Source organism: Streptomyces sp. NBC_01241 (genome assembly GCF_041435435.1).
Lineage (GTDB): Bacteria > Actinomycetota > Actinomycetes > Streptomycetales > Streptomycetaceae > Streptomyces.
In genome coordinates this window covers 8,451,401-8,475,018 of the sequence record NZ_CP108494.1, presented here as the reverse complement: position 1 = coordinate 8,475,018, position 23,618 = coordinate 8,451,401, and the positions used below count along the sequence as shown (strand labels likewise).

General features: G+C 68.3%; 15 protein-coding genes and 4 pseudogenes. 16 read left to right on the top strand and 3 right to left on the bottom strand.

The genetic code is table 11. The annotated features are described in order from the left end of the window. Positions 1-345: 345 nt before the first annotated feature. The 3 genes from OG306_RS38365 to OG306_RS38355 all read left to right on the top strand — a co-directional run bounded on the left by OG306_RS38365 (position 346) and on the right by OG306_RS38355 (position 2,456). Positions 346-486, top strand: coding sequence for a hypothetical protein (locus OG306_RS38365; RefSeq protein ID WP_266904419.1), 141 nt, complete (start codon positions 346-348; stop codon positions 484-486). A gap of 695 nt (positions 487-1,181) precedes the next feature. Further along, positions 1,182-1,982: an SAM-dependent methyltransferase gene (locus OG306_RS38360; RefSeq protein ID WP_266904421.1), complete on the top strand. Its 801-nt coding sequence runs from the start codon at positions 1,182-1,184 to the stop codon at positions 1,980-1,982. Positions 1,983-2,069: 87 nt separating this feature from the next. Beyond that, positions 2,070-2,456, top strand: coding sequence for an SDR family oxidoreductase (locus OG306_RS38355; protein ID WP_371666152.1), 387 nt, complete (start codon positions 2,070-2,072; stop codon positions 2,454-2,456). A gap of 301 nt (positions 2,457-2,757) precedes the next feature. Here the strand turns inward: OG306_RS38355 and OG306_RS38350 are convergent, their stop codons facing one another. Together OG306_RS38350 and OG306_RS38345 are read right to left on the bottom strand one after the other, a co-directional pair. Continuing rightward, positions 2,758-4,908: a DUF6351 family protein gene (locus OG306_RS38350; RefSeq protein WP_327258351.1), complete on the bottom strand. Its 2,151-nt coding sequence runs from the start codon at positions 4,906-4,908 to the stop codon at positions 2,758-2,760. A 517-nt stretch (positions 4,909-5,425) separates the two neighbouring features. Further along, positions 5,426-6,568: a mandelate racemase/muconate lactonizing enzyme family protein gene (locus OG306_RS38345; protein ID WP_327258352.1), complete on the bottom strand. Its 1,143-nt coding sequence runs from the start codon at positions 6,566-6,568 to the stop codon at positions 5,426-5,428. Between the two features lie 234 nt (positions 6,569-6,802). Here OG306_RS38345 and OG306_RS38340 point away from each other — a divergent pair, with 234 nt between their 5' ends. The 10 genes and pseudogenes from OG306_RS38340 to OG306_RS38295 all read left to right on the top strand — a co-directional run. Beyond that, the gene (locus tag OG306_RS38340) at positions 6,803-7,804 is read left to right on the top strand and encodes a LacI family DNA-binding transcriptional regulator (protein ID WP_266904424.1); all 1,002 of its coding nucleotides are present in this window, start codon (positions 6,803-6,805) and stop codon (positions 7,802-7,804) included. Positions 7,805-7,923: 119 nt separating this feature from the next. Next, positions 7,924-9,264, top strand: a complete 1,341-nt coding sequence (locus OG306_RS38335; protein WP_266904426.1) for an ABC transporter substrate-binding protein — start codon at positions 7,924-7,926, stop codon at positions 9,262-9,264. 7 nt (positions 9,265-9,271) lie between these two features. Beyond that, the gene (locus OG306_RS38330; protein ID WP_266904428.1) at positions 9,272-10,222 is read left to right on the top strand and encodes a carbohydrate ABC transporter permease; all 951 of its coding nucleotides are present in this window, start codon (positions 9,272-9,274) and stop codon (positions 10,220-10,222) included. Then, positions 10,219-11,097 carry a carbohydrate ABC transporter permease gene (locus OG306_RS38325; RefSeq protein WP_266904430.1) on the top strand — a complete coding sequence of 293 codons (879 nt, stop codon included), beginning with the start codon at positions 10,219-10,221 and terminating at the stop codon, positions 11,095-11,097. Before OG306_RS38330 ends, OG306_RS38325 begins: the two co-directional genes overlap by 4 nt. Before the next feature lie 104 nt (positions 11,098-11,201). After that, the gene (locus OG306_RS38320; RefSeq protein ID WP_266904432.1) at positions 11,202-13,493 is read left to right on the top strand and encodes a hypothetical protein; all 2,292 of its coding nucleotides are present in this window, start codon (positions 11,202-11,204) and stop codon (positions 13,491-13,493) included. Positions 13,494-13,505: 12 nt separating this feature from the next. Further along, positions 13,506-15,728 (top strand): FAD-dependent oxidoreductase, encoded by a 2,223-nt coding sequence (locus OG306_RS38315; protein ID WP_266904434.1) that lies wholly within the window; start codon positions 13,506-13,508, stop codon positions 15,726-15,728. Between the two features lie 26 nt (positions 15,729-15,754). After that, positions 15,755-16,621, top strand: coding sequence for an NAD-dependent epimerase/dehydratase family protein (locus OG306_RS38310; protein ID WP_266904436.1), 867 nt, complete (start codon positions 15,755-15,757; stop codon positions 16,619-16,621). Positions 16,622-17,156: 535 nt separating this feature from the next. Beyond that, positions 17,157-17,627 (top strand): transposase, encoded by a 471-nt coding sequence (locus OG306_RS38305; protein ID WP_266904437.1) that lies wholly within the window; start codon positions 17,157-17,159, stop codon positions 17,625-17,627. A gap of 450 nt (positions 17,628-18,077) precedes the next feature. Next, positions 18,078-18,983 (top strand): annotated as a pseudogene (locus OG306_RS38300) (ROK family protein); the annotation flags it as partial. Next, positions 18,920-19,091: pseudogene (locus OG306_RS38295) on the top strand (transposase); the annotation flags it as partial. The pseudogenes OG306_RS38300 and OG306_RS38295, both read left to right, overlap by 64 nt. A gap of 684 nt (positions 19,092-19,775) precedes the next feature. Here OG306_RS38295 and OG306_RS38290 read toward each other — a convergent pair. Beyond that, positions 19,776-20,516, bottom strand: a complete 741-nt coding sequence (locus OG306_RS38290) for a GntR family transcriptional regulator (RefSeq protein ID WP_266751191.1) — start codon at positions 20,514-20,516, stop codon at positions 19,776-19,778. 318 nt (positions 20,517-20,834) lie between these two features. On the opposite strand from OG306_RS38290, the pseudogene OG306_RS38285 reads away from it, so the two are divergent. The 3 genes and pseudogenes from OG306_RS38285 to OG306_RS38275 all read left to right on the top strand — a co-directional run. After that, positions 20,835-21,884, top strand: a pseudogene (locus OG306_RS38285) (ABC transporter substrate-binding protein); the annotation flags it as partial. Between the two features lie 122 nt (positions 21,885-22,006). Beyond that, a pseudogene (locus OG306_RS38280) lies at positions 22,007-22,219 on the top strand (ABC transporter permease); the annotation flags it as partial. Between the two features lie 51 nt (positions 22,220-22,270). Further along, positions 22,271-23,437 carry an IS701 family transposase gene (locus tag OG306_RS38275; RefSeq protein ID WP_123461599.1) on the top strand — a complete coding sequence of 389 codons (1,167 nt, stop codon included), beginning with the start codon at positions 22,271-22,273 and terminating at the stop codon, positions 23,435-23,437. Positions 23,438-23,618: the final 181 nt, after the last annotated feature.

Below are 23,618 nucleotides of genomic sequence, written 5' to 3'. Positions count from 1 at the left end.
AACACGGCCACGGTCGATGCTCAGGACCGGCACAGCTCAGCTCGGCGCTCTCCCCACCCATCGTCGGTCACGATCGGCCGACTCGTTCACGGTCGGTGTCTTCGCCCCGCGCGGAGAGACCAACCTCCGTGCCCCGTTCCGGGTCCGGTGGGCCCGTCGCCACATCTAGTCCTTGACGGGGCGCCACTCGCCTCCCCCGAACTCCACCCCCGGCGTACCTGAGCAGCCCCTCGTCGCGGGCCGCAAGCCGGACCTCCCAGGTGTCTCCGTCCGGCCAGGCGATGGCGAGCAGCCCGTTGCCGGCGCACTGCTCCGTGAACAACTCCGGGGCGGGCAGTCGGCGCATTGGCGCGAGCAGGCAAGCGGCTTCTGATCGAGATGGTGCCGCTGCCTACCGTGTCGGAGGAGGCCGTGATCGACAAGCGCCTCATCGTCGGCACGGAGGACCCGGAGCTGCGGAAGGTCGCCGAGCAGTTTACCGGCTAACCTTCCGATGGACCTACGACGGCACCCCACTCAAGGCCACCTGACCCTCGCAGGATCAGCGCGGCGCTGCACCAGGCCCCCACCGTGGCGACTGCTGCCTCATTCCTGAATGGCGCGCGCCCCCATCGAACGACAACAGGCCCACGACCGCCGTTTCGGCTGGTCATGGCCTCACAGCCTGGGGACTCAGGGTGGATCAACGCTTCAGATCCTGCCGACGATGTGGACGAGTCCCTCGCCCGGGGCATGTGGATCCGGACCGTCGATGGTGTACCGCTCAAGCTCATCGTCTGCGAAGGCGAGACGGCGATGCTTCCGCTGCGGTGCTCCGGCAGCGAGGTCGCCCCCAGCCTCGTTCCGCGGGGGGCTCGCCAACGTCGCCCAGGCACTCTTCGACGCCGTGTGGGAACGGGCTCGCCCACACGGCGAACCGCACCACAGGATCGATGTCCTGGACACCAGCGAACTCCCCAAGATCCTCTGCGGCCCGGTCGGTTATCGCGGTGCTCTGAACCTCTGAACCCGTCGTGTTGCCGTTCCCTGTGGCCCGTACCGCACGGTCCGCCATGGAACGCGCCAGTGCAGAACGCTCGCCAAGCGATTTCCGCTGATCGGCAGTGAGGGGCGGATCACACGGGTACCGTTGCCGAACCTGGGTCCGACCTGGCCGTTTCGGCCGCACGAGGTGACGAACGATGAACGACTACGCACTGTCCGCACCACACCCTACGAGCGCACACCCCGCCCGCGTTTACAACGTCTGGCTGGGCGGCAAGGATCACTATCCGGTGGATCAGGAGGCAGCCGAACTCGCTGCCCGCGCGAACCCGACGATTGTGCCGTCGGTCCGGGCCAACCGGGCCTTCCTCGGCCGCGCCGTACGTCACCTCGCGTCGGTCGGGGTCCGTCAGTTCCTCGATATCGGTACGGGCATTCCCGCCGCAGAGAACACCCACGAGGTGGCCCAGCGGACCGCTCCCGAATCGCGTGTCGTCTACGTCGACAACGATCCGATCGTCCTTTCCCACGCGCGGGCGCTGCTGGTCAGTAACCCCGAGGGGCAGACCGACTATGCGCTGGCCGATGCGCGGAACGTCGACACGATTCTCGACGCGGCCTCCCACACCCTGGATCTGGACCAGCCGGTCGGCCTCATGCTGGTGGCGATCCTGCAGTACATCAAGGACGCCGAGGACCCGTGGGACGTCACCCGCCGGCTGCTGGACCGCCTTGCCCCCGGCAGTCACCTCGTCCTGTCCCATCCGGCCGTCGACGTCACCGCCCCCGAAGTCGCCGAATCCATGCGAATCTACAACGAGCGCGCCGCCAGCCACGCCTCCGCCACCCCCCGCACCCACGAAGAGGTGGAACGATTCTGCGGTGGCCTGGACATCCTGGAGCCGGGCGTTGTCACCCTGACCCGCTGGCGTCCCGGACCGTCCGACACTCCGGACGACGCCCTGCCCATGTGGTGTGCCGTCGCTCGCAAGGCTTAACCGGCGACTTCCCCGCCCTGCGCCTCACTTCGCAGCACACGAATGCGTGTAGAAGCACGGGCACGGTTCAACTGATGAACAAACTCAGTGGTGTTCGGCTTCGTCGGCGGGCCAGCGCCCGGCGTCGGCCGGGTCGGCATCAGCAGGACCGCGGCGTCTCGCGTCGGAAGCCGCGCGGCGCTGGCTCGCGGTCGAGGCGGCCGGGATCCTGATCGTCACACGTACTCGGCCAGCAAGGCCGCCGTCCGATCGCTGATGCGCACGTTCACCAGCGAACTCGCCCCGCGGGGCATCCGCAGCAACGCCGTGTCGCCCGGAATCGTCGACGCCGGGATGGCCAGACTCCAATGGGACTCCGATCCCGCGTATCGGTATCGTGCGCAGCGCGACCCAGGGTCGACGGTGCCCGGGGTCGCGGTGCCCGGCCTGGTCGAACACGGCAGCCTCCACCTCGGCGGCAGTGCTGTTCACTGAGCCGCACAACCACTTCGACCTGGCCTTCGGCCCGGGGCAGCGCTCGGGGGCACGGGACGGGCGGCGTCGTGCCGGCCGGGGTCGGCGATCGCATCGTCCACTGTGCGCGGCGCGGGCTCGGTGTCGTAGGCGGTTCCCAGGCCGGCCATCCGTTTCCGAGTCGCTGACCAGCCCGTCGCGGCCAGCCGCGACGGGCTTTTGCGGTTCCGGCCCGCAGGGTGCGGGCCGGAACCGGCGAGGTGGTGCGATTACTGCGAGAGGTCGCACTGCCCCCAGTCCTGGCTCACCTGCCGCGATCCTGTCACTTCCGGTCGAAGGAGAGCCATGTACCGGCGAGGTCCTGTTGACCCACCCCGGGCCTGGACCAGTCGCAGACACCGTCCCGGAAGATCGCCTTCAGATCCTTGAACTGACCGTCGGTCACCGGAACTCGGTAGTCGGAGCGGATCACGGGACGCTTGCGGCACTTGACGATGTCGTTGGCCACATCGGCTCCGGCGACCATCCGCGGCGATGTCCACACCGGGTAGAGGGTGTTGCACTCGGTGTTGTCGATGCCCTCGACCTGGAGCTCCGCGATCTTCTTCGCACCGATGCCACGGGTCCAGCAGGCGTCCGTGAGACCCTGCGGCTGGTGGCGGACGATCTTCTCGATGGGGGCGTCGTTGCCGGAGTCTCCCTTGATGCCGGTGAGCCACTGGTCCATGTCGGACAGCATCCCGGCGAGAGTGAATCCGTGCCCGTTGGCGCGGGTGAGCATGACCTGGTTGGCGTGGGTTCCGTTGGCCTTGTCCAAGCGCGCCCGGGTGGAGAAGGAGTGGAAGCGCATGTGCATGTCGCCGGCCGCCGCGTCGTCCGTGTAGTCGCGGTAGTCGATGATCGGAACGTCGGCGAGGCCGGCACCGCCGTTCAGCATGCGGCCCGTGCGGTAGGCCGTCCGTACCGCCTTGGGGTCGGCGACGGTGCGCTCCGCGGCGGGCTTGGCATCGTCGCCGAGGCCGCCGATGCGCCGGTTCAGGTCGATGAACTGGTCCATGTCGATGGTCCCCTTGTTCAGGGCCTCAAGTCCGTACTGGATACCGGTGTTGTCGAGCGGCCTGCGCGCCTTTCCTGTCTCCGGTACCTCGCCGTAGACGTTCACGGTGTGGCTGTAGACGTCACAGCGGGCACCGTCCGGGTTGGTGTCGGGGTCGTAGCGCTGCCCCTCGGGCAGCTGGGGCGGGCAGAACACCGTGGGGTCGATACGGCCGTCGGCCCTGGCCAGGCTGCCGATGCTCTCCCACTTGCCGAACCCGGAGACCGCCTTCTGCTGCTCCTTGGTGAAAGCGTCCGGCGCGACTTCCTTGAAGTAGTGGTTCAGGAGCTGGGCGTCGCTGAGCGTCTGAATCGTCCCGAAGCCGACGTCGGGGAAGCTGCAGCCGGAGAGGATGCCGTCCAGCAGACCCGGGTAGTTGTCGGCGATCTGGTGGGTCTGGTACGAGCCGCCGGAGCAGCCGTTTCCGATGGTGAAGGCCGGGTCGCCGTACGTCTCCACGAAGCGTTCCTTGACCATGCTCATGGTCTCGGCGGCCAGCAGGTCGTTGCAGTTGTTGCCGAAGACGTTCAGCGTGGACGATGCGACGCCGTAGCCCTTGCTCAGATACGTGTCGTTCATGATGCCGACGGTGTTGCGGCCCTGGACGTACCAGCCGCCGTTACAGCCCCCGCCGAAGCCGTACACGAGGCGCCCGTTCCAGCCTGGCCCACGCTGCAGCGGGTCGGGGGTACCGGCGTTCGGGTCGTGCAGCACGGCCGTCTCGTAGATGCCGCGGTTGATGGTGCCGGTCTCTACACGGACGATGTACGGCACCTTCTTACCCACGCTCGTCGTGGCGGTCGCCAGGTCGGCGGGACGGACTTTCTCGTCGGGCAACGGAACGAACTTGCCAGCCGTGGTGCGATACATGTAATCGACGCGGGTCTTGACCGAGCAGTCCTTGTCGATCGGCTGCCCGAGGGTGCCGCCGGTGACCGTCTTGAACTCGGCGGTGTCACAGACGAACGGCTGCTCGTGCGGCCCGGCGAACACCGGCCCCGTGATGGGGTGGTTCTTCAGGGTCAGTTGTCCGGAGTCCGCGCCCTGAGCCCTGGCCGTGAGCTTGTTGTCGCCCTTGGACAGCTCCTTCACCACGCCCATCAGCGCGTTGTCGCCGGAGGGCCGGAAGCTCGAGGTCACGTCCCGGCCTTCCACCTCGACCCGGACCTGGTCTGCCGCTATGGAGGCGGGCACCTCGACACGTATCAGGGCGTCGTCTCCCGACACCGTGCCGGGTCGCGACGACACGGCCGTCACCTGCAGCTTCTCGCGTTCCTGACTGCCGGCCGGCGCCGCCGACGCGCCGACCAGCACGCCCATGAACGCTATGCCGACAAGGCCCAGTTCGACCGGTCTCGCGGCTCCTCTGAACGACACGACGGAACTCGCCTCACTTCCTGGAGTCGGAATTCGTACTCAGTGTGCAGACGCGGGCTGTGGGCCCGCCGGGACGGTGATGCGAATGTCCCGTTGTCATGGTGCCCGGCCGCCCAGTCAGCGGCATGAACATGGCACCCCTGGTTCGGCGTACGGGCGATCCCCGCCGACGAGGCAGGTCTCCGGGTTGCGACTCTTCGCTCGATGGCTGGGGTCCGTAAGAGCGTCCATGCCGGTGGAATGACTGAGGATCAGCCCCCACCTCGGGACGAAGCGGCCCTCCGACTGCTTCGAGATCGTCACGGGCCGCCATCCGAGGTCGCCCTGTGCGACGGCGAGATGCTGACCGTCTTGGACATCGCCTGGGGATACGCCCTCCACCGACAGGCGCGGGTGTTGTCCGGAAGGGGCCCGCCCCTTGTCTGGCGTCCTGTTCGATACCGGATGGGGCCCAAGGGCTGTACGCGGCCTTCGAATCCCCAGGGGCGGGCCCGAGCGGCCGACCGGCCCTGCTCGGCTACCAGTTGGTGAACGCCCCGTCCGTCGTGCGCAAGTGCGGGCGCTCGGCCGCCGCGGCCTGGTACCGGCGTGCCGCCTCCCGGTCGATGTCGACGCCGATGCCGGGCAGTTCGCTCAGCTCCACCCGCCCCGGCAGAATCGTCGGCCGCGCGGTGAAGAGGGCGGCGATGGCCGGATCGGGGTCGGTCTGGTGCTCCTGGATCGCCGCATTGGGGCAGGCCAGGTTGAGTTGGAGCGAGGAGGCGGCGGTGACCGGGCCGAGCGGGTTGTGGGTGGCGAGCTTGATGTGGTGGGTCTCCGCCATCGCCGCGATCTTCTTCGCCTCGGTCAGGCCCGCGGCCACCCCGACGTCCACGCGCGCGTAATCGATGAGGTCGCCCTCGATGAGTGTCCTGAACTCCCATTTGGAGCCGTACTGTTCACCTGCGGCCAGCGGTACGCCGGTGCGGGCCCGCAGCATGCGGTAGCTGTCCGGGTTCTCACAGCGCAGTGGGTCCTCGACGAAGTACGGGCGGGCCGCCTCGATCTCCCGGCACAGGGTGAGCGCCTCCGGCGGATCCAGGCGCGTATGGACGTCGAGGATCAGCTCCACCTCTTCGCCGACCGCGTCCCGCACCTGGTGGAAAAGGTCGACCGAGTCGCGCAGGCACCGACGGGCGTCGAGCGTGCCGTCCGCATCGTGCGGCGAGGCGAATCGCAGATGGCGCCAGCCCTGGGCGACCAGGTCGCGGCAGCGGTCCAGGAACCACGCGCGATCGTGGTAGCCGTCGCCGACATGCACATAGGCGGGTACGTGATCACGCACCCGGCCGCCGAGGAGTTCATGCACCGGTACGCCGAGCGCCTTGCCGCGGATGTCCCAAAGCGCCACGTCCACCGCTGCGATGGCGGCGCCGAGTATGCGGTCGGCGGGAAAGAACCCGCGCCGGAACATCACCTGCCAGAGGTGCTCGATCCGTCGCGGGTCCTCGCCGACGATCAGCTCCGCCAGGTGCTCGAGACCGCCCGCGACCGCCCGCTGGCGCGACCTGATGCCGACCTCGCCCAGGCCGTGGATGCCCTCGTCGGTGTCGACCACGACCAGCATCATGCTGTCGCCGTGGTCGGGGAGAGTCAGCACTTCCAGGCCGGTGATCTTCATTCCACTCCTCTATGACAACGTTCCCGCAATTTCAGTGCCGTTCTTGAGAACACATCATCGGCAGCAGTCGAGTCGAAGCGCAAGACCCTTGCATTCAGAAGGCTTTCCTCGACGTAACAGTCCCGACACGCGTCTTGACACGCCCTGGGAACGTTCGCAAACATCAACCGCATTCGCAGGGTCCAGGTGCGAGAGGACCGGGGTTCCCGGCTCAAGACGACGAGGAGGCCGTCCGTGGCAGTCACGATCCGGGAGGTGGCGAGCGCTGCGGGCGTCTCGGTGTCGACGGTGTCCCGCGCGTTCACCGCACCCGACCAGGTGCAGCCGACGACGCGGCAGCGCATCCTCGACGCCGCGGCCAAGCTCGGCTACTCCCCCAACCCGGCGGCCCGTTCACTGCGCGGCGGCGGCACCGGAACACTCGGCCTGATCGTCCCGGACATCGCCAACCCGTTCTTCCCGCCGATCATCAAGGCGATGCAGGCCCGCGCCCGGCACCTGGGCTACACGGTCCTGGTCGCCGACAGCGACGAGCGCGAGGCGGACGAGCTGGCCGCCATCGCGGCCGTATCGAAGCGTGTCGACGGCCTGATCCTGTGGGCCTCCACCCTCACCGAGGGCCGGCTCCATGAACTCGCGGGCCAGATGCCGCTGGTGGTGGTGAACCGTCATGTGCCGGGCATCCCCGAGGTCCGGATCTCACTGTCCGCCGGCATCGCACAGGCCGCCGAGCAGTTGAAGGCGTACGGTCATCGGCGCTGCGTCTTCATCAACGCGTCCCGCGCCGAGCTGAGCCGCGGCAAGTCCATCCAGGAGTCCTTCGAAGCGCTCGACCTCTCCCTGTCCGAGCTCGGCCCGTACGAGCCGCGGTTCGAGACGGGCGTACACGCCGCCACCCTCGTCGCCGCCCACGAAGCGACGGCCGTGATCGCCCACAACGACCTGGTCGCCCTCGGCGTGCTGCACCAGATGGCCAACCTCGGCGTGAGCGTGCCGCGCGACGTCAGCGTCATCGGCATCGACGACACGCTGCTCGCCTCCGTCTCCACCCCCAGCCTCACCACGATCAGGATCGACCCCGAAGAGATCGCCACGCGCGCGGGGGACCTCCTGATCGAGACGATCGCGAGCACAACAGGCCGTACTGGACAAGGCCTTGAAGTCACTTCCCCCTTCGTGGAGATCGGCTCCCGCCTGATCCCCCGCGCCTCGACGGGCCCCGCACCCGCCCACTGATCCACGGCGCACACCACCACAACGAGCAAAGCACCGCACTACACCGCACCGAGCCCACTCCTGCCCTTCTTGGAGCTGTTATGCCCAGAAACTTCCGCTGTGCGGCCATACTTGGCTGCATGGCGCTGACCGCGACCCTCGCAGGCTGTTCCTCCCTCACCCCGAGCAGTGCCGGCGGGGACGGCGATCTCGTGCTGCGGGTGCAGGGCATGCCGCCGGCCACCGACAAGCCGGGGGTCGCCCTGTTCAAGAAGCAGGTGGCCGACTTCGAGAAGGCCAACCCGGGCATCAAGGTCAAGGGTTCGACCACGGTCTTCGACCCGCTGACCTTCTCCGCGAAGCTGTCCGGCGGCAATGTCGAGGACGTCATCAAGGTGCCGCTGACCGAGCCGCAGCGGCTCATCCAGCAGAAGCAGGTGCAGCCGATCACCGGGCAGCTCAAGGAGTGGAAGCGCTTCAAGGAGTTCAACCCTCAGGTCCTCCAGCCGCTCACCGACAGCGCCGGCGACGTGTACGGCGTACCGCAGAATCCGTACGCCCAGGGCCTGGTCTACAACCGCGAGCTCTTCGAGAAGGCCGGCCTCGACCCGGACAGACCGCCGACCACCTGGGCGGAAGTCCGCACAGCCGCCAAGAGGATCAGCGACAGTACCGGCAAGGCGGGCTTCGTCCACGAGTCCAAGGACAACCAGGGCGGCTGGCAGCTGACGATGCTGTCGTACGCCTTCGGTGGCGAGCTGGAGAAGGAGCAGGGTGGCACGTACGCCGCCACGCTCACCGGGGAGCCGACGAAGAAGGGGTTGCGGCTGCTCAAGGACATGCGCTGGAAGGACGATTCGCTCGGCAAATCCCTGCTCAACAATCAGAACGACGTGATCAAGCAGTTCGCGGCCGGGCAGGTCGGCATGTTCATGGGCAGCCCGGGGACGTACCGACTGGCGAAGATGCAGTTCGGCATGGAGAACACCGACGCCTTCGGAGTGGCCCCGATGCCGCAGTCCGGCGGCGACGCGACGCTCATCGGCGGTGACATCTACATGGTCCCGAAGTCCGCCGACAAGAAGCATGCGGCAGCGGCCGTCGAGTGGCTGACCTTCGCCTACGCCAAGCCGCAGTACAGCACCGACATCGCCGCCGAGCAGGCCAAGGCGCTCTCTGCCGACCCGAAGTCCGCGGTGGGCGTGCCGACGCTTCCGGTCTTCGACAAGAAACGGCAGACCGAGATCGACGCAGCGATCAAGCCGTACGTCAATGTGAAGCTGCAGAACTTCAAGCCGTACATCGACGGTCTCTCCACGCTGAAACTGAAGCCGGAGCCGCCGTACCAGGCGCAGAAGCTGTACACCGTGCTCGACCCGGTGGTCCAGGCTGTGCTCACCAAGCGCGACGCCGACATCGACTCCCTGCTGGCCTCGGCCGAGAAGGACGTCAATGCCAAGCTCGCCGCGGACCAGAAGTAGCCGGCCCATGGCCCTGCTCACTCCGTCCCGGCGCCCGGCCGCTGTGGCCAAGGAGGCCGTGCCGCGAACCCTGCCGCAGCGGCGGCGTGGCACCGGCTCCCGCAAACAGTTCACGGCCTGGCTGTTCCTCGTCCCCGCGCTGCTGGTCTTCGGGCTCTTTGCCTGGTGGCCGATCGTGCGCAGCCTGCTGCTCAGCTTCCAGAAGACCAACCTGGTCGAGCCCGCGGTCTGGGTCGGCCTGGACAACTTCCGTACGTTGTTCGACGATCCGCTGCTCGGCACCGCCGTCGGGAACACCCTGTTCTTCGTGGTTCTCGGCCTGCTGATCGGTTTCCCGGCGCCGCTGATCCTGGCCGCGATCATGTCGACGGTGCGGCGCGGCGCGGGCGTCTACCGCTTCCTGGTGTATCTGCCGGTGGTCATCCCGCCAGTGGTGGCGATCCTGCTCTGGAAGTGGTTCTACGATCCGGGGAGCGGGCTCTTCAACAACGTCCTCGGCAAGGTCGGGCTCGGCCCGTACTCGTGGCTGGAGTCCTCCGACAGCGCCATGCTCTCGCTGGTCCTGGAGGCCACCTGGGCGGGCATGGGCGGCGCGGTCCTGATCTACCTCGCGGCGATGGTCGGCATCCCCGGCGAACTCTATGAGGCCGCCGAGGTGGACGGCGCCGGGATCTGGCGGCGGATCTGGCATGTGATGCTGCCCCAGCTCAGGTCTGTCATCGGACTGTTGCTGCTCGTCCAGCTGCTCAACACGGTGCAGGTCTTCACCGAGCCGTACGTCTTCACCGGCGGCGGACCCGAGAACTCCACCCTCACGGTCCTGCTGCTGATCTTCCGGTACGCCTTCCAGGACGGCGAGTACGGCCAGGCCGCCGCGCTCTCCTTCTTGATGGTGCTCGCCCTCGCCCTGCTCTCCGCGGTGTATCTGCGGGCCACCCGCAGCTGGAGCACGTCATGACCACACTCACCACCTTCGTCTCCACCAGCGACCGCCAACGCCCCGGCGTACGCGCCGCAGTGCGCTCCATCCAGGTGTTCTCTCTGATCCTGTTGCTGCTCATCGGCATCGGACCGCTGTACTGGATGGTCAAGGGCGCGGTCTCAACGCCCACCGAGCTCACCACTCAGCCCCTGGCCCTCTGGCCGGACCGGCCGGCCCTGGGCAACTTCTCGGCGGCGTACACCGATCTGAGTGTCGGCCGCTATCTGATGAACACCTTCCTGGTGGTCGGCGGATCGTGGTTCGTGCAGCTCTTCGTCTCGGCCACGGCGGGCTTCGCCCTTTCGGTGCTCAGGCCGAGGTTCGGCAAGGCCGTCTACGGGGCGATCCTCGCCACGATGTTCGTGCCGTACACGGTGAACATGGTCAGTCTCTTCATGACCGTGATCGATGTGCCGTTCCTGCACCTCAACCTGGGCGACACCTACTGGGCGATCTGGTTGCCGGCCGGCACGAACGCCTTCACGGTGCTACTCGCCAAGCAGTTCTTCGACGCCCTGCCGAAGGAGCTGTTCGACGCGGCGCGGGTCGACGGGGCGAGTACCTGGCAACTGCTCACCAAGATCGTGCTGCCCATGAGCATGCCGGTGCTCGCGGTGATCAGTCTGCTCGCGGTGATGCATTCCTGGAAGGACTTCATCTGGCCGCTGGTGGCCATCACCGACCCCGAGAAGCAGCCGATCAGCGTCGCTCTCGCCCAGCTCGCCACGCAGGCTCCGCAGGACCAGCTGATCGCCGCGATGGTGCTCGCCGTCGCCCCGCCGGTGCTCGTCTTCGTCGTCTGCCAGAAGTACATCGTCGCCGGGCTCGGCTTCACCGGAGTCAAGGGCTGAGTTCCGCCGGAGCCAACGGCCGAGCTCTCAACTCCCCCACCACACCTTCCGCTTCGGAGCCTTCGGAGCATCCGGAACACCCCGACCAAGAGAAGGGCACCTCCATGTCAGTCGCCCGCCGCAGATTCATCCAGGGCACGGCCGTCGCCACCGGCGCCGCGCTGCTGCCGACCGTTCCCGCGTACGCCGCAGACCCGGTCACCATCGAGGCCGACGGCATCACCCTGGTCGGCCGTAGCGACGGCAGCGTCCTCGTGCAGGACGGTGCGGGCGCCGACCGCATCCTGCTCAGCCACTTCATGATCAAGGACACCGTGCTCGGGCAGCAGCGCACCTTCGGCGGTGCGCCCGCCCGGATCACGCTCCCCGACGGGCGGCCCGCGATTCAGGTCACGTACACGATGGCGAGCGGCGTGTCCGGAGTCACGGTGCGCGGCACCTTCGACGTCACCCCTCGCAAGGCACACATGAAGTGGGAGGTCGGCGGCTCCAGCACGCTCACACCGGCCGGCTTCATGTTCTCCCGCACGGTGTACGAAGCGAGCGCGGCGGAGTCGTACGAAGCGCTGACCGTCTGGGAGCGGGACGCCCGAGGCGGCATTCCGTACGAGGTGAACGCGGGCGGCGCGTACGTGGAGACGTGGGCGGGATCGAAGGGCTTCTTCTGCCTCTCGTCGACCAACCCCGCGAGCACGAACGCCACGTGGCTCCATTCCCCCGGTACCTCGACCGGCGCGAGCACTGCGGTCACCGAGGCCGATCTGGTCCTCGGCGATCTGCGGCCGCGCGGGGCGGGAGCGCTCGCGGCCAAGAGGCCCCTCGGCGTGGAAGTGTGGACCGACCAGCCGTTCAACCTCTACAAGGCGGCCGGGCAGACGATGACGCTCAGGGCGCAGGTTGTCAACGGCTCCGCCGCGGCCAGGACGGTGACCCTGACGTGGTGGGCGCGGGACTTCGGCGGCAAGAAGATCGCCGGTGGAACGCTCTGCAAGAGCCTCGCGGCGGGCGCCGCCTGGAACGCCTCCTTTCCCCTGACCTCGCCGTCGCAGAACATCGTGTTCACCGAGGTGCAGGCGGTCAGCGGCAGTGACAAGGCGCTGGCCCGCACGAATCTGAGCGTGCTCCCGGAGTTCGCGTACAAGGCGGGCAAGGAGTCGATGTTCGGCCTCGCCAACTACCCCTGGCTGCTCGAGCCCGGCAAGGACGCAGTACTCGGGCTGGTCAGGACGCTCGGCATCAAGTGGATCCGCATCGCCTACGCGGGTGCCCCGGGCATCGACACCGCGACTCTGGACGCGAACGGCATCGGGCACAACGTGGAGCTGAGCGGCATCCCCGTGGGCGGTAGTCCGGAGCAGATCGCGGCTTGGGCCGACACGAATGTCGCCAAGGCCCTGGACGCCGAGGCCGCGTACTTCGAGGTGAGCAACGAGGTCAACCAGCCCTGGATGTCGGGCCGCGGCGCCGACGCCTACGTCCGGGACGGTCTGCGCCAGGTCACCACGCGTCTCGACGCGGCGGGCTCGCGGATGAAGGTCATGAACGCCGGCCTCGGCGGCATGGACTACGTATGGACCAAGAACTTCCATGACGCGGGCGGCTGGGACCTCATCGACGCCTTCGCCTTCCACCCCGGTCGCGGCAACTTCACGCCCGACTTCGCGCCGCCGCCCGAGGAGTGGACGCAGGGGTCGTCCGGCTCGTACTGGAACTTCCTCGGCGCACTGCGCAAGGCGAACCAGGTCCTGGAGGAGTACGGCGGCGACAAGGAGCTGTGGCTCACCGAGGCGTACGCACCGACCCGGCCCAACGCGTGGTGGAGCGACACCTACCGGCACGCCGCCGAGAACACGCTGCTCACGCTCGCTCTCGCCAAGTCCGAGAAAGTGCGCGCCGTCAACTGGTACCAGCTGCACGACTCGGTGATCCACCACCCGCAGGAGGCCGACCCGGCCAACCCCGAGTACCACTACGGCCTGATGAACCGCGACACCAGCGCCAAGCCCTCGCTCCTCGCCTTCGCGACCGCCGCCCGGGTCCTGGACGAGGCCGAGTTCGTCCGGCATCTCGCCTTCGCGGACCAGGACATCAAGGGGCTCCTCTTCACCACTCCCGGCGGACCGGTGTCGATCATCTGGAGCCGCAAGGACGGGTACATCCTCAACTCCGAGCACGGCGAGGATCCTTGGTACGCATCGCCCGAGCCATGGATCGACACCTGGACGACCAGGACCACGGTCGTGGCCCACTCGGGGACGGTCAACGGCAGGGTGCGGGAGCTGAACTGCATCGGCCAGGAGCGCTCTCTGAAAGCCTCCAACAGCAAGATCACCCTCACCCTCGACGGCGCCCCGCGCGTCTACTACGGTCTCGCCGCCAATCCCGACTGGAAGTAAGTGACGTACGACATGAGGAATGAAACCGCACGGCACGACATCACCGTCGTCGGCGGCGGCCTGGCCGGGGTCTGCGCGGCGATCGCCGCGGCCCGGCTCGGCCGGAGCGTCGCACTGATCAACAACAGGCCGGTGCTCGGCGGCAACGCGAGCAGCGAGGTCCGGGTCTGGGTGTGCGGCGCGACCGGCCACGGCAAGAATCACCATGCCCGTGAGGGCGGCATCATGGGCGAGTTGCTCGTGGAGAACCAGTTCCGCAACCCGGACGGGAACCCCTATTACTGGGATGCCGTGGTCCTGGACGCCGTGCGCGCCGAGCCCGGCATCACGCTCTACCTCAACACCGACGTGCGCGAGGTCGACGCCGAAGGTCCGGACGCGGCCCGGCGGATCACCTCGGTCACCGGCTGGATGATGGGCTCGGAGCGGCGGATACGTTTCGAGAGCTCGCTCTTCCTCGACTGCACGGGAGACGGCCTGATCGGCCACCTGGCGGGCGCCCACCACCGCATCGGCCGGGAATCGCGCGCCGAGTACGACGAGGCATGGGCTCCGGAGACGGCCGACGACATCACTCTGGGCTCAACTCTCCTCTTCTACACGAAGGATGCCGGTCACCCGGTCAAATTCGTGCCGCCGAACTTCGCCAAGGACATCACCCGGACCTCCATCCCGCAGCGCCGCATCATCAAGGCGGGCGACAACGGCTGCGCGTACTGGTGGATCGAGTTCGGCGGCGAGCTCGACACCGTCCACGACAACGAACGCATCCGCGACGAACTGTGGTCGGTGATCCACGGCATCTGGGACCACATCAAGAACTCCGGCGAGTTCGACGCGGCGAACATGACCCTGGAGTGGGTGGGCTCGGTCCCCGGTAAACGGGAGTACCGGCGCTTCCTCGGCGACTACGTCCTGCACCAGGGCGACATCCTCGGCCAGACCGAGTTCGCCGACCGGGTCGCTTTCGGCGGCTGGTCGATCGACCTGCATCCGCCGCAGGGCATGTACGCCACCGATGCAGGTGCCAAACAGCTCTACGCGGACGGCATTTACCACATTCCGTACCGCAGCCTCTACTCGGTGAACACCGAGAACCTGCTCTTCGCCGGGCGCAACATCTCCGCCAGCCATGTCGCCTTCGGTTCGACCCGCGTCATGGCGACCTGCGCCACGATCGGCCAGGCGGCCGGCACGGCGGCGGCCCTCTGCGCCACCGGGGATGTCACCCCGCGCGAACTCCCCGTACCCGAGCTGCACAGGGAGCTGCTGCGCCAGGATGCCTCGCTCATCGGCCTCGCCTCGACGGACCCGGAGGACCTGGCCCTGCGGGCTACGGCCACGGCCTCATCCACCTTGAGCTGCTTGGCAGTCGAGGACCCCGACGAGCGATGGCCGCTCGCGGCGGATGCCGGACTCGTCCTCCCCGCGGACCCGGACCTCTCCGGGGTGGAACTGCTCGTCGATGCCGACCGCGACACCGAGATCGTGATCGATCTGTACGACCCCGAACTCGGCCAGAACTACGTCCCGCGCTGCCTCGTCACCTCCACCACCCTGCCCGTCACCGCCGGTGCCCGGCAGTGGCTCAAGACGGGCCTGGACTGGTCTCCCGAAACCCCGCGCAACGCCTTCCTGGTCGTCCGCGCCAACGACGCCCTCGCCCTGCACCGCTCCGACCGCCCGGCCCCCGGCGTCCTGTGCTTCACGCGCGTCCCGCCGCGCCCGTCGGACGAATCGCCGCAGTTGCTGCGCGAGTGGACGGACACGGGTCTGCTGCGCCGCACATTCTGCTTCCGCACAGGAGAGACCGCGGCCTACTCCCCCGCCAAGGCCACCGACGGCTATGCCCGCCCGTACGCGGGACCGCACATGTGGGTCTCCGCACCACTGGCGGACGTTCCTTCCCCCTGGCTCGAGTTGGCCTGGCCCGAACCGGTCGCCCTGGGCCGGATCGAGGTCATAGCCGACGACGACGTCAACGAGGACCTGATCAACTTGCACCACCACCGCACGCCCTTCGACACCCTCCCCACCCTCCTTCGCGACTACCGCGTCGAGGCACTGGATACTGACGGCACCTGGCGCGTCATCGCCCGTGCGGCGCAGAATCGGCGGCGACGCGAGGTGCACACGCCGGCGGAGCCGCTCACCACATCGGCGATCCGGGTCGTCGTCGAAGCCACCAACGGGGCGGCGTCGGCACACGTCGTCGCCGTGCGCGCCTACGAGTAGAAGCACCGACGCAGAGGAGTGACCGGATGGTCGGCAGAGTGATGGTTACCGGGGCCGCCGGGCGGATCGGGCGAGCGGTCCTCGCGCTGCTCGCCGAGCGCGGGATCGAGGCGAACGCCTTGGTCCTCGATGATCCCGGCGATCTGGCGGCGCGCCTGGTCGTGACCGGTGACGCCGCCGACGCGAAGACCGTGCGGGCGGCTCTGGAGGGCGCCGACGCGGTCATCCACCTGGCGGCGATCCCGACTCCCGAGCGCAACACCGCGCTTGAGGTCTTCGGGGGCAACAGCCTCTCCACCTTCACCGTCCTGGAGGAGGCCGGCCGGGCCGGGATCCGGCATGCGGCGGTGGCGAGCTCCTGGGGTGTCACGGGCCTGCCCTGGACGGACGTTGAGGATCCGCATCCGCCGTACGCACCGGTCGATGAGGCGATGGCCTCCCAGGTGGCCGACCCTTATGGCCTCTCCAAACAGGTCGACGAGCTGACAGCGCAGATGATGGCGCGGCGGCACGGGACGAGCGTGGTGTGCCTGCGCTATCCGTACGTGGGCGGATTCGAGGAACGGCTGCACGCGCACGCCGCCCGGCTCACGGCCGACCCGGCCGCGGGGGCAAGGGACCTGTGGACGTACCTCGAGGTCCATGACGCGGCGAGGGCCGCACTGCTGGCCTTGGACGTACCCGGCCGTGCGGCGCACGCGGTACACCTCTGCGCCCCCGAGATCATCGTGCCGTACCCGACGGAGGAACTGCTGCGCCGCTACCACCCCACCACCGCGCTGCGGCGCCCGCTGCCGGGTCGCGCGGCGCCGGTCGACACCTCGGCCGCGCGCAGGCTGCTCGGATTCACGGCACGGAATCTCCTCGGTCGCGGGGCGGTTCCGCCGAGTTGAGATCACGACGGCCGCCGAACCACCGCACATGGGAGAGAACGGGACGTTTTCCGAGTCCGAGTGATGTACCGAGTGACATCCGCGACGACTCCACCAAATCGTCGTCAGCCGGCCGAAGGTGAACGGCGCGGGGCCAGTGAGGTCGGCCACCTCTGTCATCGACGCGACCCGTGAGGTCGGCCGGCTGTGCCGTGGCCCCAGGCGTCCCTGCGCGAGACAAGCTGTTGTCTTTCCGATCGTGCGGTCGTTCTGGATTGAACAGAGTGCTGGATCGGGTGAGTGCGCCGCTGTGCACGCACGAAGGAAGAGCCTCCTGGTAGCTCGCGGTTGTTGAAGCCAGAGCGACAGGGAGGCTCTTGTTGTTGCAGTCTTGCGTGGTCACCTTGGTGGAGTCCAGCTCGTCCACCCCAGGGTGTGACTGTCTCGCCCACAGGTTTGGGAACGCGGCCGATCAGCCCGGCCGGGAGCCCTATTACGACTCGGACATGAGTGATGCGGAGTCGGCGGTGGTCCGGAAGGCTTTTCCGACGCTGGCGTGGATGGAGAGCCGAGGTGGCCGGCCCGAGGGCTACTGCCACCGCCAGTACTCGACGCGGTCCGCTACCTGGTCGAAAACGGGATCAAGTGGCGTTCCCTGACTGTCGACTTCCCGCCCTGGCCCCGCGTCTACGCGTTTTTCCGCCGCTGGCGCGACCACGGCCTGAGCCAGGAACTGCATGACCGGCTCCGTGAGCGTGTCCGCTCGGCAGAAGGCCGGGAGGCGGAGCCGACGGCGGCCATCGTGGACTCGCAGTCGGTGAAGGCCGACGCCACCGTCAGGAACGCCTCACGCGGCTACGACGGCGGGAAGAAGGTCAACGGCCGCAAGCGGCACCTCATCACGGACTGCCCCGGCCTGCTCCTGGACATGCTGGTCACGCCCGCATCGACGACGGACCGGGACGCCGCCCGCACAACCCGCGGCTCGCCCGTGTCGCTCTGGGGCAGTGACGCCACCGCCCACTGACCTTCTTCGGGAACTCCTTACCGTTCTTGAGCTTGTCGTACATGGTCTGGACGGCGCCGGCGGCCGGGATCTCGCGCGCGACCCGCGAGGGGCACAGCGTGCACTCGTCGGCCAGTGGAAGACGGACATGGCTATCGATGGTGAGCGCCGGGCTGGCGGGCTGGCGGGCACAGGTTGGCGGACAGGGCCGTCGAGCCGTTGGCGGACCATGTCGACGCCTCCGGGGCGCCCCTGCTGGGCGGGGTGGCTGCTGGTCAGATCACCCGGGCCGTGCTCGCGCGGGGCGCTTGACGTGGAGGTGGAGGCGCGGGCCTCCTGGTCCGGGCCTCGCTTGCGCGGGCCTGATGCGTTCCATGGGCACCGAGGGCCGGATCCTGCCCCCTCGAGTTCTTTTCTTGACACACGAAAATATCTTCGCCAAACTCACGCCACCAGTGAGGTAGCGAAGCGATGGGGAGGCATGACGTGACCGCCTTGACGGCTTTGGTCCCGGATCAGACAGGAGCCGAGATCTTCGCCCAGGTGCTCACCGCGGGCCCGATCTCGAGAACGGCGATCGCGCAGCGGCTCGGGCTGTCGCCCTCCACGGTGACCCGGCTGCTGTCGCCGCTGATCGAGGGCGGCTATCTGAGCGAGACCGGGCAGCAGAGCGCCACCCGTCTGGGGCGACCTCAGCGCCTGCTGCGGGTCAACACCGAACAGCACCTGGTCGTCGGGATCCAGATCGCGCGCACACACGTCGCGGCTGTGCTCACCGACCTCGGCGCCCGTCCGCTGCTCCGCCTGGAGCATGTGCTCGATTCCCTGGAGCCGGCCCATGTGCTCTCGGTGGCCGCGGACCTGACGGCTCGGCTCATCGCGGAGGCGGCGAGTGCCGAGGTGAGGGTGCTGGGTATCGGGGTCGGCGTGGGCGGCCATGTCGACGCGGTAAACGGCGTGTGCCGTTCGGCGGTTCGGCTGGGCTGGACCGACGTAGCCGTCGCGGCCCCGCTGAGCGCGGCGACCGGGCTTCCGGTGGTGGTCGACAACGACGTCAACGCCCCCGTTATTGCCGAGCGTTGGTTCGGAGTGGGGAGGGAGGTCGACTCGTTCGCCGTGGTCTCGGTCGGGCGCGGCGTCGGTGGTGCGCTGATGCTCCGTGGAGTTCTCCACTCCGGCGCCGGTGGACTGGCCGTCGAGTTCGGGCATCTGCCGATCGAGCCGAATGGTCCGAAGTGCGCCTGCGGCAACCGAGGCTGTGTGGAGGCGTTGACCTCCTCCGACGCGGTGCTGCGCATGTTCCGCGAGGCCGACGCCCCGGCATCTCGCCCGCCCAATTGGCCACCGTCTGTGTGCTGCAGTCCCTGCTCGATCTGTCGGACCGTCAGGCAGCGGAAGCAGTCCGCTGCCGCATCGATTTCAAGTACGCCCCGGCCATGGAGCCGGACGATCCCGGCTTCCACCACAGCGTGCTGGCCGACTTCCCCGAGCACCTCGGCCTGGACGACCGCGCCGACCGTCTTCTCGATCTGGCGCTCGCGCGCCTGAAGGAGGCCTGCCACTGCATGCGGTCCGCGGTCGCATGCCCGGCCCGCTCGGAGAGCGTGTGAGGTCGGACCGGGGCGCCCGGCCGACGTTGCCGTTGGTGGGTTTCCCCGGTCCGCCTCCCGAACCGGACGTGCCCGATTTCCAGGCATCCGGCTCTCCACAAGCTTTCTCAGGCGGCCGCTGTCTCCGTGGTCCCGCTGGGCCAGGGCGAGGGGATCTTGTTCCCGCGATACAAATAGCGGTGGGTTCGCACCTTCGCGCACCTGAACAAGACAACCTCGTCGTCGGCGGGCCACCATCGGCCCGCACAGTAACGATGGCGCAGACTCTGTGCGGGTGCGTACCTCCATGACGAACAGGGCGTACAGTCACTGCAGCCCGATCGCATCGGGGCGGCGATCTGGCGGCGCAGGACGGCGACCTCGTGTCGCAAGATCAGTATTTCGGCATTCTTGGCGGCGGAGGAACGCGAAGCATATGTACCCAGAGTGCCCTACCAGCGGCCACGGCCATCGTCCCCGATCACAGCCAGTGCAGACGTTATGGAGCGGCACGGGGCCCAAAAGTCGCCCCGGACGCCGGCGGCGAACGCCCATCTGCCTCTGAAGGACCACGCCGCGCTCATTCGCCGGGCTGGCGGACGAGCGGGTTGGCACCGATGGAGTTGTGGATGCGGAAGGTGACCGTTCCCGGCCGGTAGCGGTCGTCGGACCACTCCACGGGGCGGCCGGCGTGGGTGGTGGTCACCCGGCGGACCCGCAGCAGCGGGGTGCCGCGGCGTACGCCGAGCAGTTCCGCGTCGCGGGTGCCCGCCGCAAGTGCGTCGATGACGTGCTCGCCGTGCGCGAAGGCCACGCCCACCTCGTCGAGCAGCCGCTGGGTGACCGACTCGCAGTCGGGCTCGATGCGCTCGACCGCGTCCGCGATCCAGCCGGCGTAGACGGTGCGCTCCAGCAGGGCCGGCTGTCCGTCCAGGCCACGCACCCGCAGGACGTACAACACCTCTGCGCCCGCGGGGAGTTGGAGGCGCAGCGCGTCTTCGGTGGAGGCCGGGCGCCGGGCGGTCTCGATGACGCTGCCGGTGGCCTTGTGTCCGGCTGCCCGTGCCCACTGGGCGAAGCTGCGCAGTTCGGTGAAGCTCTGACTGCGGCGGGCACCGAGCACCACCCGTCGGGTGCCCTGTCGTGAGCCGACCAGTCCCTCGGCCACCAGAGCCGCGAGCGCCTGGCGGACAGTGCCGCGGGATACCTGGTACCGCTCGGCGAGTTCGCCCTCGGTCGGGAGCTGGCCCCCCACCGGGTAGTCGCCGCGGTCGATCGCAACCCTCAGGTCGCCGGCGATCTGCTCGTGCCGTGCCGCCACACCTAGCCCTCTCATCCGCGATACCGGCTCCGCTCTGCGCGCCACCGGCGTGTGCCCACAGGGTAGGCGATCCCGCCGCATCGGGCACGCTCGTCCTGCACACAGCGGAGACCGCACCCCCACGCGGCCCGCATCGTCTCAAAGAGCCTTCAACCGAGAGGGGAGCATCTGTTCTCCGTTCACCGAAAGGTCATCGCGCTCCGACGCACTTGGGACATCTTGTTTGGACAAGTTGCCTGGGTCCGGGCAGTACCCGATCACTGTTTTCCGGGCAGCTCATGCACCCTCATGAGACCTTGTGAACCTGTTCTCTGCGCGAACGGCCCGCACGCCGCCACCGCCACCTCGGCGCAGGACCTCGGTGGTATGGACGCACTGGTCGCGGCGGCCAAGAAGGAGGGAGTGCTCAACGCGATCGCCCTGCCCCGCGACTGGGCCAACTACGGCGCCGTGATCGACGGATTCACGAAGAAGTACGGCATCAAAGTCAACGACGAGAACCCGGACGGCGCCAGCCAGGACGAGATCAACGCCATCACCTCGCGCAAGGGCCAGGGCCGCGCCCCGGACGTGGTGGACCTGGGCCAGTCGTTCGCGCTCAGCGCAGCGCAGCAGGGGCTGCTCGCCCCGTACCGGGTCGCGGCCTTCGACGAGATCCCGGCCACGCAGCGCGACACTCAGGCCCGCTGGTACAACGACTACGGCGGTTATGTCTCGATCGGCTGCGACGCCAAGCGCGTCAAGGAGTGCCCCCAGTCCTTCGCCGACCTGCTGAAGCCGCAGTACAAGGGCTAGGTCGCCATGAACGGCAATCCGACCAAGTCGGGCTCCGCCTTCGGCGGCGTCTTCGCCGCAGCCCTGGCGAACAAGGGCTCCTTCCACGATATCCGGCCCGGCCTGGACTTCTTCGCGAAGGTCAAGAAGGCCGGCAACTACAACCCGGTGGAGTCCACCCCGGCCACGGTCGAGAAGGGCGAGACCCCGATCAGCATCGACTGGGACTACCTCAACGCCGGTTACGCCGACGAGTTCCGAAGCAAGGGTGTGGACTGGAAGGTGGTCATCCCCCCCGACGGCCAGTACGCCCAGTACTACTACTCGCAGGCCATCAACAAGGACGCCCCGCACCCGGCGGCCGCCCGGCTGTGGGAGGAATACCTCTACAGCGCCGAGGGCCAGAATCTCTTCCTGAAGGGCTACGCCCGCCCGGCGCTCATGCCCTCGATGACTCGGAGCGGCACGGTCGACAGCGCGGCCGCCGCCAATCTGCCCCACGTCGACGGCGCCCCCTCCTTCCCGTCCGACGCCCAGCTGGACAAGGCCAAGCAGGTCGTCGCCCAGGGCTGGGGCAAGGCCGTGGCCGGGTGACCCAGCCCATGGCCGACTCCTCCGCCACCGTTTCCCCCGCCGTCGTGTCCGTCGGCGTGAGGCCGAACGCCGCGGTACGGGGCCCGGAACCGGCTCCGCCCGGGCCCCGTACCGAATCCCGGCTGTCCCGCCCGGCCCCGCAACCGCGCCGTCGCTCGGCGGCCGCGCTCGCGGCCGTACCACTGTTTGCCTTCACCGCGCTGTGCTTCGGCGTCCCGGCGCTGGCCATGCTGAACGGCGCGTTCACCGCGCAGGACCCGACGACGGGCGCCTCGCGCTACACCACCGCCAACCTCAGCGCCTCGCTGCACGGCGCGTACCTGACCGCGCTAGTACTGCAACCGTGTTTGGTGTGACGGTGTGTCGTAGTGGTCGTTGTTCCTGTCATGGGTGGGGATCTCGAGGTTGGTGACGTGTGGCGGTGGGCGGCGGGGCTGGAGGAGGTGCATGAGCGGTTCGTGCACCGGTTTCAGCGCTCGGAGCCCCGGGAGTCCGCGTTGGCCTATATGCGTGGGCTGGTGTCGTCGCTGGAGCGGAAGAACGCGTGGACGGTCGCCGAGCGCGCTGGGCATGACCGGCCGGACCGTTTGCAGCGACTGCTCAATACGTGTGACTGGGACGCTGACGAAGTCCGTGACGACGTACGGGAGTTCGTGATTGAACACCTCGGCGACCGGCAGGCGGTGCTCGTGGTGGACGACACGGGGTTCCTGAAGAAGGGTGTCCGCTCGGCCGGGGTCCAGCGGCAATACACCGGCACGGCGGGCCGGGTCGAGAACAGCCAGGTCGGCACATTCCTCGCCTATGCCACCGATACCGGTCACACGTTGATCGACCGGGAGCTGTACCTGCCCGCGTCCTGGACCGACGACCGGGAACGGTGCCGCGCCGCCGCGGTCCCCGACGAGGTCGCCTTCGCCACGAAGATCGAGCACGCCAAGGCCATGATCGAGCGAGCACTCGCCGCGCGGGTGCCGTTCGCGTGGCTGACCGCTGATGAGGCGTACGGGCAGGTCAAGGGCTTGCGTTACTGGCTTGAACAGCGCGGGGTGTTCCACGTGCTGGCAACCCGCCGCACCGACACCGTCGTTACCGCCTCACACATGGACCATCCCGTGGACGAACTGGTCGCCGGCCTGCCCCGGCAGGCGTGGAAGCGCCGCTCGTGCGGACGAGGCACCCACGGAGAGCGCGTCTACGACTGGGCCCGGGCGCCGATCCGTCCGTGGCGCGAGGAGGGCGTCGAGCACTGGGTCCTCGCCCGCCGCAGCATCACCGATCCCACCGAGATCGCCTACTACGTATGCTTCGCACCCGAAGGCACCACCCTGAACACCCTCCTGGCCGTGGCCGGCCGCCGGTGGACGATCGAGGAATGCTTCCAGACCGCGAAGAACGAATGCGGCCTCGACCATTACCAGGTCCGCAAATACCACGCCTGGTACCGGCACATCACCCTCGCCATGGCTGCCCACGCCTATCTGACAACGGTCCGCGCGGAGGAGCTCAAAAAAGGGGGTCAAAACCCGGTGAACAGCTCCTCGTCCCGCTGAGCCTGCCCGAGATCCGCCGCCTGACCGCGCACCTCACAGCACGTCTCCTTCCTCCCGTCGCCCACGTCCTGTACTGGTCCCACTGGCGACGACGAGCACAACACCGAGCACGCATCAGCCACTACAAACGACGAGGCCACAGCCCATGAACTGAACCGCCGTCACACCAAACACGGTTGCA

Bases quoted from the DNA above. Each gene is read 5' to 3' on its own strand.
- OG306_RS38330 (WP_266904428.1), top strand. From the start codon at position 9,272: ATGGCCCTGCTCACTCCGTCCCGGCGCCCGGCCGCTGTGGCCAAGGAG.
- OG306_RS38360 (WP_266904421.1), top strand. From the start codon at position 1,182: ATGAACGACTACGCACTGTCCGCACCACACCCTACGAGCGCACACCCC.
- OG306_RS38275 (WP_123461599.1), top strand. From the start codon at position 22,271: ATGGGTGGGGATCTCGAGGTTGGTGACGTGTGGCGGTGGGCGGCGGGG.
- OG306_RS38320 (WP_266904432.1), top strand. From the start codon at position 11,202: ATGTCAGTCGCCCGCCGCAGATTCATCCAGGGCACGGCCGTCGCCACC.
- OG306_RS38310 (WP_266904436.1), top strand. From the start codon at position 15,755: ATGGTCGGCAGAGTGATGGTTACCGGGGCCGCCGGGCGGATCGGGCGA.
- OG306_RS38335 (WP_266904426.1), top strand. From the start codon at position 7,924: ATGGCGCTGACCGCGACCCTCGCAGGCTGTTCCTCCCTCACCCCGAGC.
- OG306_RS38325 (WP_266904430.1), top strand. From the start codon at position 10,219: ATGACCACACTCACCACCTTCGTCTCCACCAGCGACCGCCAACGCCCC.
- OG306_RS38315 (WP_266904434.1), top strand. From the start codon at position 13,506: ATGAGGAATGAAACCGCACGGCACGACATCACCGTCGTCGGCGGCGGC.
- OG306_RS38345 (WP_327258352.1), bottom strand. From the start codon at position 6,568: ATGAAGATCACCGGCCTGGAAGTGCTGACTCTCCCCGACCACGGCGAC.